At 54.8% G+C, this 17,808-nt stretch carries 11 protein-coding genes; 6 read left to right on the top strand and 5 right to left on the bottom strand.

Annotated elements, in window-relative coordinates; all coding sequences use genetic code 11:
* Positions 1 to 16 precede the first annotated feature (16 nt).
* On the top strand, positions 17 to 1,174 hold the full coding sequence (locus EJ361_RS01430) for an acyltransferase family protein (protein ID WP_126243563.1): 1,158 nt from the start codon (positions 17 to 19) through the stop codon (positions 1,172 to 1,174).
* Positions 1,175 to 1,230: 56 nt separating this feature from the next.
* On the opposite strand, the gene EJ361_RS01425 is transcribed toward EJ361_RS01430, so the two are convergent.
* The 5 genes from EJ361_RS01425 to EJ361_RS01405 form a co-directional block, all read right to left on the bottom strand.
* Positions 1,231 to 7,011, bottom strand: coding sequence for a PKD domain-containing protein (locus EJ361_RS01425; RefSeq protein WP_126243562.1), 5,781 nt, complete (start codon positions 7,009 to 7,011; stop codon positions 1,231 to 1,233).
* 288 nt (positions 7,012 to 7,299) lie between these two features.
* Positions 7,300 to 8,316 carry a polysaccharide deacetylase family protein gene (locus EJ361_RS01420; protein ID WP_126243561.1) on the bottom strand — a complete coding sequence of 339 codons (1,017 nt, stop codon included), beginning with the start codon at positions 8,314 to 8,316 and terminating at the stop codon, positions 7,300 to 7,302.
* A gap of 81 nt (positions 8,317 to 8,397) precedes the next feature.
* Positions 8,398 to 9,651 (bottom strand): methionine adenosyltransferase, encoded by a 1,254-nt coding sequence (gene metK, locus EJ361_RS01415; protein ID WP_126243560.1) that lies wholly within the window; start codon positions 9,649 to 9,651, stop codon positions 8,398 to 8,400.
* 11 nt (positions 9,652 to 9,662) lie between these two features.
* Positions 9,663 to 11,030 carry a DUF4270 family protein gene (locus EJ361_RS01410; RefSeq protein ID WP_126243559.1) on the bottom strand — a complete coding sequence of 456 codons (1,368 nt, stop codon included), beginning with the start codon at positions 11,028 to 11,030 and terminating at the stop codon, positions 9,663 to 9,665.
* Between the two features lie 119 nt (positions 11,031 to 11,149).
* Entirely contained in the window at positions 11,150 to 11,971 is an 822-nt protein-coding gene (locus EJ361_RS01405) for a glycogen/starch synthase (protein WP_126243558.1), read from the bottom strand.
* Positions 11,972 to 12,081: 110 nt separating this feature from the next.
* Here EJ361_RS01405 and panC point away from each other — a divergent pair, with 110 nt between their 5' ends.
* From panC to EJ361_RS01380, 5 genes are all read left to right on the top strand, one after another.
* Entirely contained in the window at positions 12,082 to 12,930 is an 849-nt protein-coding gene (gene panC, locus EJ361_RS01400; protein WP_126243557.1) for a pantoate--beta-alanine ligase, read from the top strand.
* Between the two features lie 46 nt (positions 12,931 to 12,976).
* Complete coding sequence (gene panD / locus EJ361_RS01395) at positions 12,977 to 13,321, top strand: aspartate 1-decarboxylase (protein ID WP_126243556.1); 345 nt, start codon at positions 12,977 to 12,979, stop codon at positions 13,319 to 13,321.
* 29 nt (positions 13,322 to 13,350) lie between these two features.
* Positions 13,351 to 14,367 (top strand): lysylphosphatidylglycerol synthase transmembrane domain-containing protein, encoded by a 1,017-nt coding sequence (locus EJ361_RS01390; protein WP_126243555.1) that lies wholly within the window; start codon positions 13,351 to 13,353, stop codon positions 14,365 to 14,367.
* 298 nt (positions 14,368 to 14,665) lie between these two features.
* On the top strand, positions 14,666 to 16,759 hold the full coding sequence (ppk1, locus tag EJ361_RS01385) for a polyphosphate kinase 1 (protein ID WP_240646514.1): 2,094 nt from the start codon (positions 14,666 to 14,668) through the stop codon (positions 16,757 to 16,759).
* A gap of 73 nt (positions 16,760 to 16,832) precedes the next feature.
* Complete coding sequence (locus tag EJ361_RS01380; protein ID WP_126243553.1) at positions 16,833 to 17,726, top strand: Ppx/GppA phosphatase family protein; 894 nt, start codon at positions 16,833 to 16,835, stop codon at positions 17,724 to 17,726.
* Positions 17,727 to 17,808 lie beyond the last annotated feature (82 nt).

Below are 17,808 nucleotides of genomic sequence, written 5' to 3'. Positions count from 1 at the left end.
CTTACGTTAACCAGTAATGAAAGTATATTTTAAAAACCTCGACGCCATCCGCTTCATAGCCGCCCTGTTGGTTATTCTCCATCATGGGCAGTATTTCAAAACGGAAGAGGGCGTATCGTCCTGGTCATGGATGGACTATATGCTGAAAGATACGGGGCGTATGGGCGTGAACCTGTTTTTCGTGCTCAGCGGCTTCCTTATCAGTTACCTCCTTTTCAAAGAGAACAAGGAAAAGGGAAGTATCAATTTCAAGAATTTCTACATCCGCCGGATGCTCCGTATCTGGCCGTTGTACCTGGCGTACGGTATCGGCATGATCGTGCTGGCGCCCTGGGTCTTCTCGAAATTAGGGATCGATACCGGCATCGGGCTCGAAACCACGATCGTCAATCTCGTATTCCTGCTCCTTTTCGCCGTCAACATCCAGCTGGCCTTTTTCCCCTACAACAAAGGGATCGTGGAAATCACATGGTCCGTCTGCATCGAGGAACAGTTTTACCTGGTATGGCCATTGCTGGTAGCCGCGTTCCGCAATAAACTGAAAACGCTATTCGTGATTTTATTGTCTATCGGCTTTCTCAGTAAACTATTGTGCCTGGTGCTGCCCTATTTTTTCCCGGTAACCAGTTTGCAGTTGTTCGGTATCAATTACGTGCTGCTGTTCGACAAGCTGGAGCTTTTCGGTACCGGCATGTTCGCCGCCTGGCTGCTTTTCAACAGAGACCGCTTCCCCCGGTTCTTCCAGGCTGCGTTCTCCCCTGCCGTGCAATGGATGATGCTGCTGATCACGGCGCTGGTCGTGTTCGGCGTGGCACAGATCCCCGTGCTCAGCAAATATTATTTCGACCATTTTATTCATGCCTTCCTTTTCGGCTACCTCATGCTGCTGGCCGTTGCACCAAACAGCATCCTGCACCTGGAGCAACCCATCATGAAGTCTATGGGAAAAGTCAGCTACGGCATTTACCTGTTCCATACACCCGTGTGCCAACTCGTTATGATCGTATTTCTGAAGGTATTCGGCCAAACGCCGGGCATCCTTACCTGGGAGCTCCTTTATCCGCTCACCTGCGTGGGGCTCACCTGCGGGATCGCTTACCTGTCATATGAATGCTTCGAAAAATATTTCCTCCGGATCAAATCGCGTTACGCGGTGGTCCAGACACGCATATAAAGAAAATGCCCGGCTACTTGGCCGGGCATTTTTTTACAGCGGTAATGATTTCCCGCCTAGTATTTGGCTTTCATGATCTTGAAAGTTTCCTGGTGATACGGTCCCGCCTGCACCTGTACAACGTACATGCCGCCGGGGAATGATCCCATATCCACGAACTTCACCGCGCTGATGATGTTCCCGAACTGGTAAGTGCCCTGCAATCCGCCGGCAAGATTGAAAATCCGGAGGGTTACGGCCTGTTCGTCGGGCAGGTTGATCGATACGCGCAACTGGTCCTGCACGGGGTTCGGCGTCAGTTCCACTTTCACCCCGCCGTGTCCGTTATTTCCTTCGCGAACCGTCACGGTCATCTCATCCGAATCTTCACGGCCATTGGCATCGGTAACGGTCAGCCTGAAAACATACACACCGGCATAACGGAAGGCAACGAACGACTGTGCGGCCGTGGGCACGCTGATATGTACGCCGTCCGATCCACCGCTCACGAGCGTCCACTGGTATTTGCTGATGGAGCTGCCCGGGGCAGGACGGGATCCGCCGCCGCTGAGCGTTGCCACTGTTTCAGGGAGAATCACTTCCTCGTCGCGCCCGGCATCGGCTACCGGCGGTTTTGCCGGTTCCGGATTGACGGTGATGGTGACACGGTCTTTGGACGATGCGCCACGGTTATCCGTTACCGTTAGTTCGAAAATGTATGAACCGGCGATGGTTAATTGCTGAACGGAAGAGTTGGACTGGTTCGGCAGCGTGATCGTAGCCAGGGCTGGCCCGGAAACCTGCGCCCAGTGCCAGGTTGCGATGGAGCCATCGTCGTCGCGGGAAGCCTGGCCGTTGAGCGCGGCTGCGTTTTCAGGCAGTGTGATCTGCTGGTCGGCGCCTGCATTCGCTACGGGAGGAATGTTGGCGGCCGGGTTCACCTGTACGGTTACGGTCGCAGATGCGGAAAGCCCCTTGTCATCAGTTGCCGTGAGCCGGAAAGTGTACGTGCCTGTCTTTGTCAACTGGCGCACCGCAGTCACCGCAGATCCCTGTGAAGCGATCACGGCCGTAGAAGGCCCGGAAACCTGCGTCCAGGCGTATTTTGTGATATTACTGCCGTTCCCCGGTGTGGCGCTGCCTGTAAGTGTGGCGTTGGTTTCCGGTAAAACGATCGTTTGTGCGTTACCCGCATTCACCACCGGCGGCTCGTTCGCAGCGAGGACTTCCACATCAACCGTAGCGGTTGCGGTCAAGCCGTTGTTGTCTTTCACCGTCAGGCGGAACACATAAGTCCCGGCCTGGGTGAGACCGGAAACGCCGGTAGTGGCAGAACCGGCCGATGCCAGCGTTGCACTGCGCGGCCCTGAAACCTGCGCCCAGGCATAGGAAGCGATGCTGCTGCCGGATGCCGCTGTCCCGGAACCGGTTAAGGTAGTGTTGCTAACAGGAAGCGTGAGTTGCTGGGATCTGCCGGCATCGGCAACCGGCGGAACGTCGGCAGGAAGTACCTGCACGTTCGCGGTGGCTGAAGCAGACAGATTTTTATCGTCGGTTACGGTAAGCCGGAAAGTATAAGTGCCCGCAGTGCTCAGGCCGGTAATGCCGGTGGAAGCTGCGGAAGGATTTGAGATGTTTGCTGTTACCGGCCCGGCGGTTTGCGTCCAGGCGTACTTTGTAATGGTACTACCGGAAGCTGCGGTCCCTGATCCGTTCAGCGTCACGGAAGACGTGGGCAGGGCGATGCTTTTGTTGCCGCCGGCATCCGCAGTGGGCGCAATGTTCGCGGCATTAACCACGACGTCTGCTGTGGACGTACCGGTCAACCCCTTATCGTCGGTTACGGTAAGCCGGAACGTATAAGTGCCAGCAGTGCTCAGGCCGGTAATGCCGGTGGATGCCGCCGATGCGCTGGCGATGGTAGCTGTAACCGGACCTGCGGTTTGCGTCCAGGCGTATTTGGAGATGGTGCTCCCGGTTGCCGGCGTGCCGGTCCCGGTCAGCGTCACGGAAGACGTGGGCAGGGTTATGCTTTTGTCGCTGCCGGCATCCGCAGTGGGCGGAATGTTCGCGGCATTAACCACGACGTCTGCTGTGGACGTACCGGTCAACCCCTTATCGTCGGTTACGGTAAGCCGGAAAGTATAAATGCCCGCAGTGCTCAGGCCGGTAATGCCGGTGGAAGCCGCGGAAGCACTTGAAATGTTTGCTGTTACCGGACCTGCGGTTTGCGTCCAGGCGTATTTGGTGATGGTGCTCCCGGTTGCCGGCGTGCCGGTCCCGGTCAGCGTCACGGAAGACGTGGGCAGGGTTATGCTTTTATCGCTACCGGCATCCGCAGTGGGCGGAATGTTCTCGGCATCCACGACAACATTTGCAGTGGCGGTTCCGGTAAGACCTTTATCATCGGTCACTGTAAGTCGAAACGTATAAGTGCCCGCGGTGCTCAGTCCTGAAATGGCGGTGGAAGCTGCGGAGGCGCTCGCGATGGTAGCCGTAACCGGACCTGCGGTTTGCGTCCATGCGTATTTGGAGATAGTGCTCCCGGTTGCCGGCGTACCGGTCCCGGTCAGCGTCACGGAAGACGTGGGCAGGGTTATGCTTTTGTCGCCACCCGCTTCCGCCGTAGGCGCTACATATGCGGCCAGTATCACCACGTTCACGGTGGCGGATGCGGAAAGGCCCTTATCGTCGGTTACCGTCAGCCGGAAAGTATAGGTCCCGGTTGCGGACAGCCCCGTAAGTCCCGTGCTTGCAGAAGACGGGGCGGAAATGCCGGCTGTGGCCGGCCCGGCGGTCTGCTCCCAGGCGTAACTCTCTATTGTGCTGCCGCTGGCAGCGGTACCGCTGCCGGTAAGGGTAGCGGTTGTTTGCGGTAACCGGACGCTGATGGCGGTACCTGCATTGGCCGTTGGAGCGGTATATGCGGGCAGCACCGTAACCCGGACAACGTCTGAAGCGGAAGTGCCGCGGCTGTCTGTAGCTGTTAGGCGAAAGTCGTATGCGCCGGCAGCGGTAAGTCCGCTGAGGGCCGTATTCGCGGTGGCAGGTGTAGCAATGGTAGCGGTCACCGGTCCGGCGGTTTGCGTCCAGGCATAAGTGGAGATCGTAGCGCCGGCGGATGCGGTAGCCGTGCCGCTCAGGCTGGATGTAGTGGCCGGCAGCCGGATGGATTTATCGGTGCCTGCATTTACCGTGGGCGGCGTTGCGGCGTCTTCCACCGTAACAGTTACCTGCGCGGTGGCGCGTGCGCCTTTATCGTCTGTCACTGCGAGCTGAAAAACATAGCTCCCGGCTTTGGTGAGGCCGGTAACTGCGGTCTTTGCCGCAGCTGCGGAAGCAATGGCAGGAGTTGCCGGACCGGACACGAACGTCCAGGCGTAAGCGGCAATTCTACCATCCGCATCTGTAGAACCGGAGCCGTCAAGATTGGCGGTGCTGGTGGGCAGGGTGATCGTCATGGCGCTCCCGGCGTTGGCTACCGGAGGCTTGTTCGCCGCGGCGGTCGAATATTCATCTGCGCCGGCGTCGAACGCTGCGCCCTGGGGGCGCGCCTGTCCGTCGAAATCGTAATTGTAATATGTCGTGAAATCAAGCCCCTTGTCGATCGCGATGGAGCTGGACGTAATATGAAAATCCTTTCCGGCCGCATTTACGAAACCGGCGGCGTTAATGTCCTGACCGGTTACGTTGGCTGTGGTCAGCGCATCGATGCCTTTCTGCACGGCAACATGGGCAGCGGAGCCGGTATTGATTACGAGGTTGCCCTGGATAATGTTCCCGGTGCTGATCGTGCCGAAAGAATTCAACACACGGATCCCGTCGCGGGCCGAATTTACGACCGTATTGTTGAGGATATATACCTGCAGCGGTTTGAAGTTATTATCGGTGGGGCGGTCGTCCACAAACAGCGCGTCCTGCCCTGCCGCCGTTCCGTCATAACCCGCATCGGCGATGATATTGTTGTATACGAGGCAGCGCCCCACGCCGAACACTTCCAGCGCGTTGCCTGTTCCCTTGATGATCTTGTTGTTATACACCTTACCGTTGCTTTCACCGCCGAGGATGATCCCTGCCTGCTGGCTTCCCTTGTTCACCGTACCGAAATTGTACACGCTGTTGTTGTAAATCTCCACGTTCTCCGGAGCCGACGCTACCTGGATACCGTCCCAGCCGGTGTTTTCGGTGATGTTGTTATAGACTTTCAGGTTGTAGATGCGGGGGGGCAGGAGATTTTTCATCACGCCGTCGCAAAGGGTTTCGGTGCCGTTGGGCGCGGTGTTCCCGATATACATCCCTTCACCCAGCACGTCGTGGATATAGATATCGTGGATGATCACATTGCGGATCGCGAAGTTCGGGTACTGGTTCATGGGGTCGCAGTCGGGATTGACTTTCGCCATGAGCCCCGCTTCGGAACCGGTGATCTCGATTCGCTCGGCTTCATAGTCGGTACAGCCTTTCCCCATGGCAAGCCCGGTACTGAGGCGTTTGCTGACGCCGTCTATCCGGAAACCGTATTTGTCGACGCTTCCGGAGCCGGTAATTTTGAAATACTTGACGTTGTTGAAGATCAGGCCGTAGTTACCGCCGTCGCCTACGCGCACCTGGCCGCCGCAGTTGATGAACACGATGGGTTTGGTGGCTGATCCGGTAAAGTTATAGAACTGGATATAGGCATAATTCCCGGCTTTGACACAAACCGTATCGCCGGGCTGGACATTGTAGTTATCGCCGTTGATATAAGCACCGCCGTCCGCTCCTGGTGTGATCACGACTTTACAGTTGGCACAGTCGGCACCGGTAGATGCGGCATTTACGGTTACGTTGGCATAGGCTATGCTCGTTTGTCCGGTAGCGTTAGTAACGGTCAGCGAAAACACATACTTGCCGGCCAGCAGTTGGCTAACGGTCGCTTTTGCGCTGGTGCCGCCTGCGATGGCGGCGGTTCCGGGCCCGGAAACCTGTTTCCAGGTGTAATTGGCGATGGTGCTTCCCGGCGCAGTGGAACCGGATCCGTCGAGCTGCACGGAGGCGGCGGGAAGGGTCAGCGTTACGTTGCCGTTTTTCACGTCCGCTACGGGCGGGGTGGCCGGTGGCGGCTCTTCGGTGGAGCCTCCCCTTTTATATTGCAGCATCCATTCATAGATGTTCTGCGTTTGATAGGTGTGTTCGGTATTGTAGGCCTTGTCCCAGACGCCGCTGTCGTGCCCGCCCTGGAAGGTCGTGGCTTTCGGTTTTACGGCCGGGTTGCAGGCGGTCATGCGGGCGGTGTAATCGACCTGGTATTTCAGGAATCCGTCGTCCGTTCCGCAAAGCATCCAAACCGCCAGGTTGCTGGCGGCTACGTTGCAAAGTCCGGGGATTTTGACGTCGTCGATCGGGGCGGAAGAAACGGGCACGACGGCGGCGAGATTGTCGGAGAATTCCTTCCCGGAAGCCACGTAGTTCAATACGCCGTACCCCCCGGCGCTGAGGCCTGTGAGGTAAATCCTGGACGCATCTACCCGGTACAGCCGCTTCATCTCCTCGATGAGCTTCTGTATCGTTTGCTGGTTGGCCCAGCCCCCCACGATTTGCGGAGAAACGGTAATGAATTTGAAAAGCTTACCGCCTACGGTGTATTGCATTTTCGCACCGTTGGCAATCATTTTTGGAACGCCGTGCCGCAAAACATCATTGATGTTGCCGCCTTCCCCGACGCCATGAATAAAAATCAGCAAAGGATATTGCTGGGTAGTCTGTCCGTAATCGTCCGGCAAGTGCAGCCACGCGTTCAGCGTAGAAGAACTGTTCATCGTAACGGCGATCTTTGTTTGATCGCCCTGACTGAATGCCCGCCGGGGCATTACTAGCATGATAGCACAGATACAGATACAGGCACTTAATCGCGCAAATCCAGTTTTCAGGTTCCTCAAGGTGGTCAAAATTTTAAAAATTCATGAATACAAGTAGGGCACCACACAAGACAGTTCTTAATAGATATAAAAATAGGCTCAGCAAAAATAGCTAGAATTCAATGAGGGGGTTAAAAAATACATATATTAATTATTAAATAATTCATAAATAATTTATACATGTACAGAATTAAATATCATTATTTTGAATCATTTTTGAATTGTCATCATTAACAAAAAATGGCATTGTCAGCTACGCGTGACAAGATTTCGGCCGGAAGCCTTCCGCAACGCCTCCAAAAGCAGGATCCCTTTGACGCAATCCCCGATCGGAATATCGGGCCGCTCACTGTTGAACCGCTGCAAAATTCGCGGGTCAATGTCGGCCCGGTGGTTCGCCGTCCCGAAAATGAGGTCAACCGCCCCTTCTCCCTCTAAAACCCGGCTGAAAAATGCGCGGGACACCCCTTCGTCTGAATGCGGGAAGGCGAATGCGCGTTCCTTCACCCCGAATCGCCCGCACACTGCATCTACAGACCCCAACGTCTGGGCCACCTGCTCATCCAGCGTAAGCTCCTGGTAATAAGGGTGTTCCATGCTATGCCCGCCGAGCGAAAACCCCGCGCGCACGAGCCCTTCCACCTCCCCCTGATCCATATAAGGCCGTTCTTTCGCGAAAATCCCGTCAAAATCAAGCCCGAACAGCCCGCCCAGTTCATCGGCCAATGCGCGCCGCCGCCAACCGACCCCCTGGATCGCAGCTTCAAGTGCCTCCTCCCTGGCGCCGAGCAGCTCCGCAGCCGCTTTCCGCGCGATGGCCGGTACAGAACCGGAGCGCAGGGCGTGCAGCATCAGCCCCAGTTTAAACCGGTAAAAATGTGTTTTGTTACCCAGATAAGCCGGATTGAGAAAAAATACGGCCGGCACACCTTTGGCCGACAACATCGGCGCCACGATCTCCGCGATCTCCCGCAATCCATCGTCGAACGTCAACAGGAAAGCATCCTTCGGCAAGGGATCCCCGCTTTTCATCGCGTTCACCGCTTCACCCAGCGTTACCGGCCTGAAATGCCGCAGCAGGTAATCCAGGTCCCGGGCAAATGCCTTCCGGTCCTTAAAAGGGTAAATAGGCGATATATAAGGTACTTCCCGATCGGACACGAGGTGCTGGTACGGGAGTAGCAGCGGGCGGGCAGCGGCCTTTTGCAGGAATGAAACGGGCGTCAGGCTGGCCGCACGGTAGAATAATTGCTTGGCGATAGACATGAATGGGGAATTGGACGGGATAAAGATAAAAAAAGGAGACCGTTCAGGCCTCCTCTTTTAATGATATATGGTACCGGAAAATCAGATACCGAAAGCGGCTTTCACTTTCTCAACGTAGTCGAGTTTTTCCCAGGTGAACAGCTCCACTTCTACTTGCTTTTCGTTTTTCTTGCCGCGGTTGAACACTTTGGTCACGACTTTATTGTCGCGGCCCATGTGGCCATATGCAGCGGTTTCGCCGTAGATCGGGCTGCGCAGTTTGAGGCGTTGCTCGATGGCGTACGGACGGAGATCGAAGATTTCTTCCACTTTCCGGGCGATTTCGCCGTCGTTCAGGCCCACTTTCGCAGTGCCGTAAGTATCAACGAATACGCCGCAGGGCTTGGCCACGCCAATGGCGTAGGAAACCTGAACCAGTACTTCGTCGCACACGCCGGCTGCCACGAGGTTCTTGGCGATGTGACGGGTGGCGTAGGCCGCAGAACGGTCTACCTTGGAAGGATCTTTACCGGAGAATGCACCGCCACCGTGAGCGCCCTTGCCACCGTAGGTGTCTACGATGATCTTGCGTCCGGTGAGACCGGTATCGCCGTGCGGACCGCCGATCACGAATTTGCCGGTGGGGTTGATGTGGTAAGTGATCTTATCGTTGAACAAAGCCTGCAGTTCCGGCTTGAGTTTGGCTTTCACGCGCGGAATGAGGATGTTGATCATGTCTGCTTTGATCTTGGCCAGCATTTCCTGGTCTTTCCCGAAATCATCATGCTGGGTAGAGATCACGATGGTGTCGATACGGATGGGCTGGTTGTCGTCCGAATACTCGATCGTTACCTGGCTCTTCGCGTCGGGGCGGAGATAAGCAACGTCCTTTCCTTCGCGGCGGAGCGCAGCCAGCTCGATGAGGAGCTTATGGGCCAGGTCCAGCGCCAGGGGCATGTAGTTTTCGGTTTCACGGGTGGCATAGCCAAACATCATACCCTGGTCGCCCGCGCCCTGTTCTTCGGGTTGGGAGCGGTCTACACCCTGGTTGATGTCGGGAGATTGTTCGTGAATGGCGGAAAAGATACCGCAGGAATTGGCTTCGAACATGTATTCGCTCTTGGTGTACCCGATCTTGCGGATCACTTCGCGGGCGATGTCCTGTACGTCGAGGTAAGCTTCGGATTTAACTTCTCCCGCCAGCACTACCTGCCCGGTAGTAACCAGGGTTTCACAAGCTACTTTGGAGTTGAGGTCATATGCGAGAAAGTTATCGATGAGCGCGTCCGAGATCTGGTCGGCGACCTTGTCAGGATGCCCTTCCGATACGGATTCCGATGTAAATAAGTAAGGCATGAGTGCTAAGATTATAATTCTGTATAAATGATCCTGAGTTTGACGTTGGCCGGGGGCGTTGCACTGCCGCCGCCCGCTTTGAGGCGCGGGAGGTCGATCATCCTGCTGGACCAGCCTTCCAATCTGAGCACCGAGTTTTCAATCTTCTTCTGCTGGGCAAGCTGCAAATGCCGTGCAATATTAAATTTATATTGGACAACTTTATAGGGGCCAAGATCACTAATGACAGTTTTATTACCTCCGAAATACGCGAGCTCCGGCGATTGCGGATTACCGTAATCGAAGAGGAAGGAAAGGCTGTCGTGCGTAATGTACCTGCGCAACATCAGGCGCGAAGGCTCGGTGAAAAGATCGTCCCGTCCGGCGGAGCCGCTGTTGATTTCCGTGATCACCAGTTCGGCTTTATTGATCACGGCATTCGGTATTTCAGCGATCTCGGGAAGGGTGATGTTACTGTAAATGCCGGGCGCTTCCTGGATGTACAGGATATTGTCGCCCGCGGGGTTGTTCGTGTTCAGCAAGTTCGCCACTTCGGTGCCCGTGTAGTTGCGCACGAAATAGTTGGCGTGGGCGCTGCCATATGCGTCGAACTTGAAGTTGGCCGTGAGGGAATCCTTTTCGGAGTTCTTATAATATACCGTGATGCGGGTATCGCCACTGTTCAGGTTGGTATACAGCATGGTGTTGGCGCCCATGGTGGTGTCGGGCACGATGGCCAGGCCGTTGAGCCAGACGCGGAATGCGCTGTCGTTCTTGAATGCGCCGTCTGCCCGCTGCTGAAACAGTTCCTGGCCGAAAGCGGCGGAAAGGGGGATGCGGAGCTGCGGCGCGTATTTTACACCGTAAATGGACAATGAATCTTTCGGATATACCGGGTAGATCGTCGAAGTCCCTACTTTCTTGGACGGATCGTAGGAACGGGGTTGGGTGTAGAGGTAATTGGTGTCGATCTTGAAGTTAGTCTCGTTCATCCGGTAAACATCCACTTTGAAGCCGGCATTGGCGCCGTACCAGGTGGTGTCGCAACCGATGTAGAGCACGACCGAATCGAGGACCCAGCCGGTGCCTTCGAACGTGAATTCCGATTTGGGGAGGGCGAGCTGCGTATAGAGGAAGCCGTGCGATTTACCGAAGATCGGGTCTCCCCCGATGGTCCCCAGCACGCCGGTGTAATATCCACCGCCGGTCCTGATGCTGGAGTCTGTCCGGAAAATGTTGTGCGTCTTCAGGTTATTGATGGTGGTGTCTTTTACGACAACCTTGTCTGAGCCGGGGATGAGTTCCTTGCCGAGGACGGTAGCCTCGTTACAGCCTGTAAAAGCATAAAGGGCGGCGAGGCAGGTGGCGGCGAAGCCCAGGGTCCTGAATTGAATCTTCACGTAATTGGTTTGTTCGGTTTGTTGACTAACTAGATAGAAAAACTAAAAATAGAAAGTTTGCCTGTATAACGGGCATGCCGTCAGCAGTTTTAACTTTTCATTTTTAATTTTTCCCGGACTTATTTTACGCCTAACAGCTGATGGTATAACTGGAGATAGTCCACCAGGTCTTCGTTTTCCTTCTTGTAAGGCAGGATGATCTTGCCTTTTTCCGCCTTCACCTCGTCCAACGTCTTTTTATCGACCTTCTCCCCTGCCAGCACCACGGCGTCGGCGAATTTGGCGGCACCCCGGTTCAGGGCCGAATTGGTTCCGTCTTTATACAATTCCAGGTCTTTTTCCTTGATCTGGTTGCTGATGATCGCTTTTTTGATGAAGGTAGCGCCCAGTTTATCCTTGAAGCTGTTGGGCTCCATGGAGAATACCGTTTTGGTCTGTGCGAAGACCGGCTCCTTCTTATAGGCTGTTTTCAGGTAAACGGGGATGAGCGAAGTCATCCACCCACTGCAATGGATAATATCCGGCGGCCATCCGAATTTCTTCACGGTTTCCAGGGCGCCTTTGCAGAAAAACACCATCCGGGCCGCGTTGTCATCGTAGAATGTACCGTCGTCATCCGCGAAAACGCCTTTCCGCTTGAAATAATCTTCATTGTCCAGGAAGTAAACCTGCAGGCGCGCGTTCGGAAGCGAAGCCACCTTGATGATCAGCGGGTAGTCATCTCCATCGATTACGATGTTGATGCCTGACAATCTTACCACTTCATGTAATCTGTGCCTCCGTTCGTTGATATTCCCAAACCTCGGCATGATAACCCTCACTTCCAGGCCCGCCTCATTCGACTTGATCGCCATCTTATTGACCATGTTCGCATACTCTGTCAAATCCAGATAAGGCGACATTTCCTGGGCAATAAAAAGAATTCTTTTCTTTGTGGACATTTATTGCTGATTATTAATGCAGTTATTTTTAATTTGGCTTGCAAAACTACGAAATTTTTAGGTAATACTGGCCAAATTGTCACTTTTAACATCCTTTTAAGCAAAGGTTTATGTATTTATTCAAGCGGGCAGCGGATCTCCGGGAGGCGCTGGGACAGGAAAAAAAGGCAGGAAGACGCATCGGGTTCGCCCCCACCATGGGCGCCCTCCATCAAGGGCACATCTCACTCGTCCAGGCCGCAAAACAACAGTCAGACATCGTGGTAGCGAGCATTTTCGTCAACCCGACTCAGTTCAACGATCCGAAAGACTTCGAAAAATACCCCTCCACCCTTCAGCAAGACATTCTCCTCCTCACCGCCGCCGGGGCCGATTATCTTTTTCTGCCCTCCGTGACGGAAATGTACCCCGAAGGCGTGAACGGATCCCATCCCCATTACGATTTCGGGTATATCGAATCCGTGCTCGAAGGCGCCTCCCGCCCGGGGCACTTCCAGGGCGTAGGCATCATCGTGCATAAATTACTGGACGCTGTGGGGCCCGACGACCTGTTCATGGGACAGAAAGACTTTCAACAATGCATGATTATCAAACGTTTACTGGAGATCACCGGAAGTATGGCTACATTATATATATGCCCCACCCTCCGCGAACCCGACGGCCTGGCCATGAGCAGCCGCAATATGCGCCTCTCGCCGGAACAGCGGGTTACGGCCGTGGAGATCAGCCGGACGTTGCAATGGGTAAAAGACAACCTGCATAACCGCCCTTTCCCCGAACTGCGGTCGGAAGGCCTGGCCCGGCTCGAAAAGGCCGGTTTTGAACCGGATTACCTGCAACTGGCCTCCGGCTCCGACCTCCGCTTGCTGGAGGCCCCGGAAGACGGGCCCATGGCAATCCTGGTGGCAGCCAGGCTGGGAGATATCAGGCTGATAGATAATATGACGGCCGGGGCCTAGGTTATTTCCCGGAAATTCCTCTACCTTTGCGGACTACACCAGAAATATGCTGATCGAAGTATTAAAATCGAAGATTCACCGCGCGGTTATCACGGAAGCCAATTTGAACTACGTGGGCAGCATCACCATCGATGAAGATCTGATGGATGCCGCCAACCTGATCGCCAATGAGAAAGTTCAGGTCGTAAACGTCAACAACGGCGAGCGCCTCGAAACGTATATTATCAAGGGCAAACGCGGCTCCGGCGTGGTTTGTATGAACGGTCCGGCCGCGCGCCTGGTAGCCGTGGGCGATATCGTCATCATCATTTCATACGCCACCCTCGATTTCGAGGAAGCCAAAAAATTCACGCCTATCGCCGTTTTTCCGAAAGAAGGCAATAAATTATAGTCCGTAACCCGCACATTCTCCCCGTTATTATGCCGAAAACGCTCAAAACCATCCTGCAGTTCGCTGTTTTTCTCGGGCTGGGCATATTAATCATCTGGTGGACGGTGCGGGGTTTCACGCCGCAGCAGATATCGGAGATCAAAAGCGCCATGCGCCATGGCAATTACTGGCTCCTTATCCCGACCATGATCCTGGGCATCGGCAGCCATTGGGTGCGCGCCATCCGCTGGCGGCTCCTCTTTTCCCCGCTCGGCTACGAACCCAAAAAACTCAATACCTTTTTCGCCGTCATGATCGGCTACCTCCTCAACCTGGCCGTTCCCCGGCTGGGTGAAGTTGCGCGTTGCGGCGTGTTGTCGCGCTACGAGAAAATTCCCGTAGACCGGCTCGTGGGCACCATGATCGCCGAGCGCGCCATCGATCTGCTTTGCCTCGTCTTGCTGCTGACCGTAACCGTGCTCATCCAGGTGGATGTGGTAGGCGCTTTCGTGAGCCAGTACATCTGGACGCCGCTGTCCGCCAAGTTCACCGGGGTACCGGTGCTGACCTGGGGGATCATCGTGGCGGGGGGATTGCTCTTCGTAATGTTGGCAACCTGGTTGCTGCGCCGTTTCAAATCCACCAAAGCGGGCATTTCTTTCCGTAACCTCCTCCGCGGCATCGTGGAAGGCATCCTTTCCGTCGGCAAACTGCGCGATAAAGGCTGGTTCCTGTTTTATACGCTGCTGATGTGGGCGCTGTATTTTTCGCAGGTCTACATCGCCTTCTGGTGCATGGAGGAAACGGCAGGCCTCGGCGCGAAAGCCGCCATGTCTATCCTCGCCTTCGGCAGCATCGGCATGATCGCCACGCAGGGCGGTATCGGCGCATATCAATACATCGTGCAGCAAATCCTTGTACTGTACGGCATTTCCGCCACCATCGGCTTCGCATTCGGATGGATCATCTGGCTCGCGCAAACGGCCCTGATGCTCGTGCTCGGATTCGGGAGCCTCGCCGCCATCCCGCTCTTCAACAAGAAACCCGCGGATGCGCCGCAGCCCTGATTTTCAACACCGGGAAATCACCTTCCGCACTTCATATCATTGACGGGTTATGAAGCCGCATCCCTGTTGCACGGCATGCACCTTGCCCCTGAATGCTTTCTTTTGCGCAACAAAAGAGGCTGAAAATCCGTAATTTAATGGTAAGTTAACACGGCACGGACACCCGGCGACCGGGTTTTCCTCATTTTTGCGATCATAATTTTCCTGGCCTCGCCAACGCTCCAAAAAATCATGTGCATCTATGAGAACGGACTCGACAGCCGCCGCAGTATTACCGGCGCCCCTTAAACATAAACCGGTGAAGAAGACGACGAAATTGAAATCGGTCCTTACGAAAAAGAAGACCATCATAAGGGACATCAGCTGGCTTTCCTTCAACGCCAGGGTATTACAGGAAGCGGCAGACACAACAGTGCCGCTATATGAAAGGATCCGCTTCCTTGGTATATTCTCCAACAACCTCGACGAGTTTTTCCGCGTACGTGTAGCCACCCTCAAGCGTATGGTGGCCTTCGGCCGCAGCGCCCGCATGCACCTGGAAGAAAATCCCGAACTCATCCTCGAAGAAATCCAGGCAACCGTCATTTCCCAGCAACAGGAATTCGACCGTATCTGGAAAGAGATCGAAGAAGAACTGAAAAACGAACATATTTTCATCCGGACGGAAAAGCACCTCAACCGGGAACAACAGAAATTCGTCCAGAATTATTTCAACGATCATGTGCGGACCAACATCATTCCCCTTATGATCGAATCCATCCCCAACCTGCCCTACCTGCGCGATAAATCCATCTACCTCGCCGTGGTTCTGGCCAAGGAGGATAATTCCGTCCGGCAGACGTATGCCCTCATCGAAATCCCCACCACCGTGCTCCCCCGCTTCCTCATCCTGCCCAGCAAGGAAGGCGAGCACGATATCATGCTGATGGAGGACGTCATCCGCTTCAACCTGCCGCATGTATTCTCGTATTTCGGGTACGACAAATTCAGTTCTTCGATCATTAAAGTAACGCGCGACGCGGAGCTCGATATCGACAACGACATCGCCACTTCCCTCATCCACCAGCTCGAAAAAGGCATCAAGGCCCGCCGGAAAGGCAAGCCCGTCCGCTTCATCTACGATAGCCAGATCGACCCCTACCTCCTCGAATTCCTCATCCGCCGGCTGGGCCTTTCCCGGAAAGACAACCTCCTGCCCGGCGGGCGTATCCATAATTTCAAAGACTTCATGGATTTCCCCGACGAAGTCTTTACCCGCGAGCGCATGCGCCGCAAAACCCTCATCCATCCTCTGTTCCAGAACGTTCCGAGCGTGATGAGCGTTATCCGCGAGCAGGACGTGATGCTCCATACGCCCTATCATTCCTTCGACACCATCATCGACCTCCTCCGCGAATCCGCCATGGACCCGCAGGTGACCACTATCAAGATCACCGCTTACCGCCTGGCCCGGAACAGCCGCATCATCAATGCCCTCATCAACGCCGTGCGCAACGGCAAACAGGTAGTGGTAGTGCTGGAACTGCGGGCCCGGTTCGATGAAGAGGCCAACCTGAAGTGGAAGGAAAGGCTGGAGGAAGAAGGCGTGAAAGTGCTGTACGGCGTTCCGGGGATGAAAGTGCACGCCAAAATCTGCGTCATCAAGAAGCGCAACGGCAACTCCACCGTGCAATACGGTTTCGTGAGCACGGGCAACCTCAACGAGCGCACGGCCAAAGTGTATGGCGATCATTGCCTGCTGACGAGCGACAGGGGCATCCTGGCAGATATCAACCGGATATTCCGCTACCTGGAAAGCCCGCGGCACGATGAAAAAATCCTCCAGCAATGTAAAACCCTGCTGGTAAGCCCGCATAACATGCGCAAATCGTTCCTCCGCATGATCGACAGGGAAATCCGCAACGCGCGCAGTAAAAAAGCGTCTGGCATCATGCTGAAGATGAATTCCCTGTCGGACGAGATCATGATCGATAAGCTGTACGAGGCCGCCAGGGCGGGTGTGGAAGTGAAACTGATCATCCGCGGCATCTGTTGCGCCTATACTTCGAACAAGAAATGGAAGAAAGATATCGAGGCCATCAGTATTGTGGACGAGTACCTCGAGCACGCGCGGGTTTTCGTTTTCCATAACAGCGGGCAGGAAAAGGTTTTCATTGCTTCGTCTGACTGGATGGTCCGCAACCTCGATCACCGCGTGGAAGCCGCGGCGGAGATCCTGGACCCCGTGATCCGGCAGGAATTGATCGAGATATTGAACATACAGCTGTTGAGCAACGTGAAGGTCAGGATCCTGGACAATGAGCAGCGGAACGCCTATAAACACTCGCCGGGCCGGAAGGTCCGGGCGCAGCTGGAAATTTTCAAATACCTGCACGACAAGTCGTATAATTAATGCCGGAATCGTGGAAATCCATGTGTTTTAATATCTTTGACGCATCGGTACACCAAAACCGGAATATGACGGAATGAAGCTTGCAGCTATAGACATCGGATCGAACGCGGCGCGCCTCCTCATCACGGAAGCGTCGCCCAAGGCGAACGGAGAAATGGATTTCACGAAAGTCAACCTCGTGCGCGTGCCCCTCCGGCTGGGCATGGACGTTTTTGCGACGGGGGCCATCTCTGAAAAGAGGGCCGAAAGCTTCGTCAACACCATCAAAGCCTATAAGCTGCTGCTCGACGTTTACGAGGTCAAATACCTCAAAACGGCCGCCACTTCCGCCATGCGCGATGCGGCCAACGGCGCGCAGATACTCGAGCGCGTGAAGCTGGAGACCGGCATGGAGATCAAGGTGATCACCGGGCAGGAAGAAGCCAATTTCATTTACGAGAACCACATCGCCGAAAACCTCGACAAAACCCGGGGGTATCTCTATATCGACGTGGGCGGCGGCAGTACCGAAATGACGTTTTTCAAGGGGAACAGCCTCGTTTTCAAGGAATCGTTCAACATCGGCACCATCCGCCTGCTGCAGGGGAAAGTGGAGGAAAAGCACTGGCAGCAGATGAAAGACTTCCTCCGGCAAAACCTCAAAAATTTCGGACAGCTCGTGGCCATCGGCTCGGGCGGAAACATCAACAAAGTATTTTCCCTCTCCAAAAAGAAAGAAGGAAAACCGCTCACGCTGGACCTGCTGAAGGATTACTACAAGGAATTCAGCAGTTTTTCGGTGGAAGAGCGTATCCATCTTTATAATCTCCGCGAAGATCGTGCAGACGTGATCGTGCCGGCGTTGCAGATATACGTGAACGTGATGCGGTGGACGGACATCCAGGAGATCTACGTGCCCAAGATCGGCCTGGCCGACGGGCTCGTGCGCGCCCTCTACAAGGAGATTTCCGCACTGGCCCGACCGTAGATCAAAAAAATGTAGGCAAATCCGGTAAATATTCCAAACTTTGTGCCGCTTCGGGCATTGGGCCCGGTGTAAATACGTAATG

The sequence above is a fragment of the Chitinophaga rhizosphaerae genome (assembly GCF_003958645.1).
GTDB lineage: Bacteria > Bacteroidota > Bacteroidia > Chitinophagales > Chitinophagaceae > Chitinophaga > Chitinophaga rhizosphaerae.
Note: the sequence above shows the minus strand (reverse complement) of the source record. Positions and strands in the feature narration are given on the sequence as shown.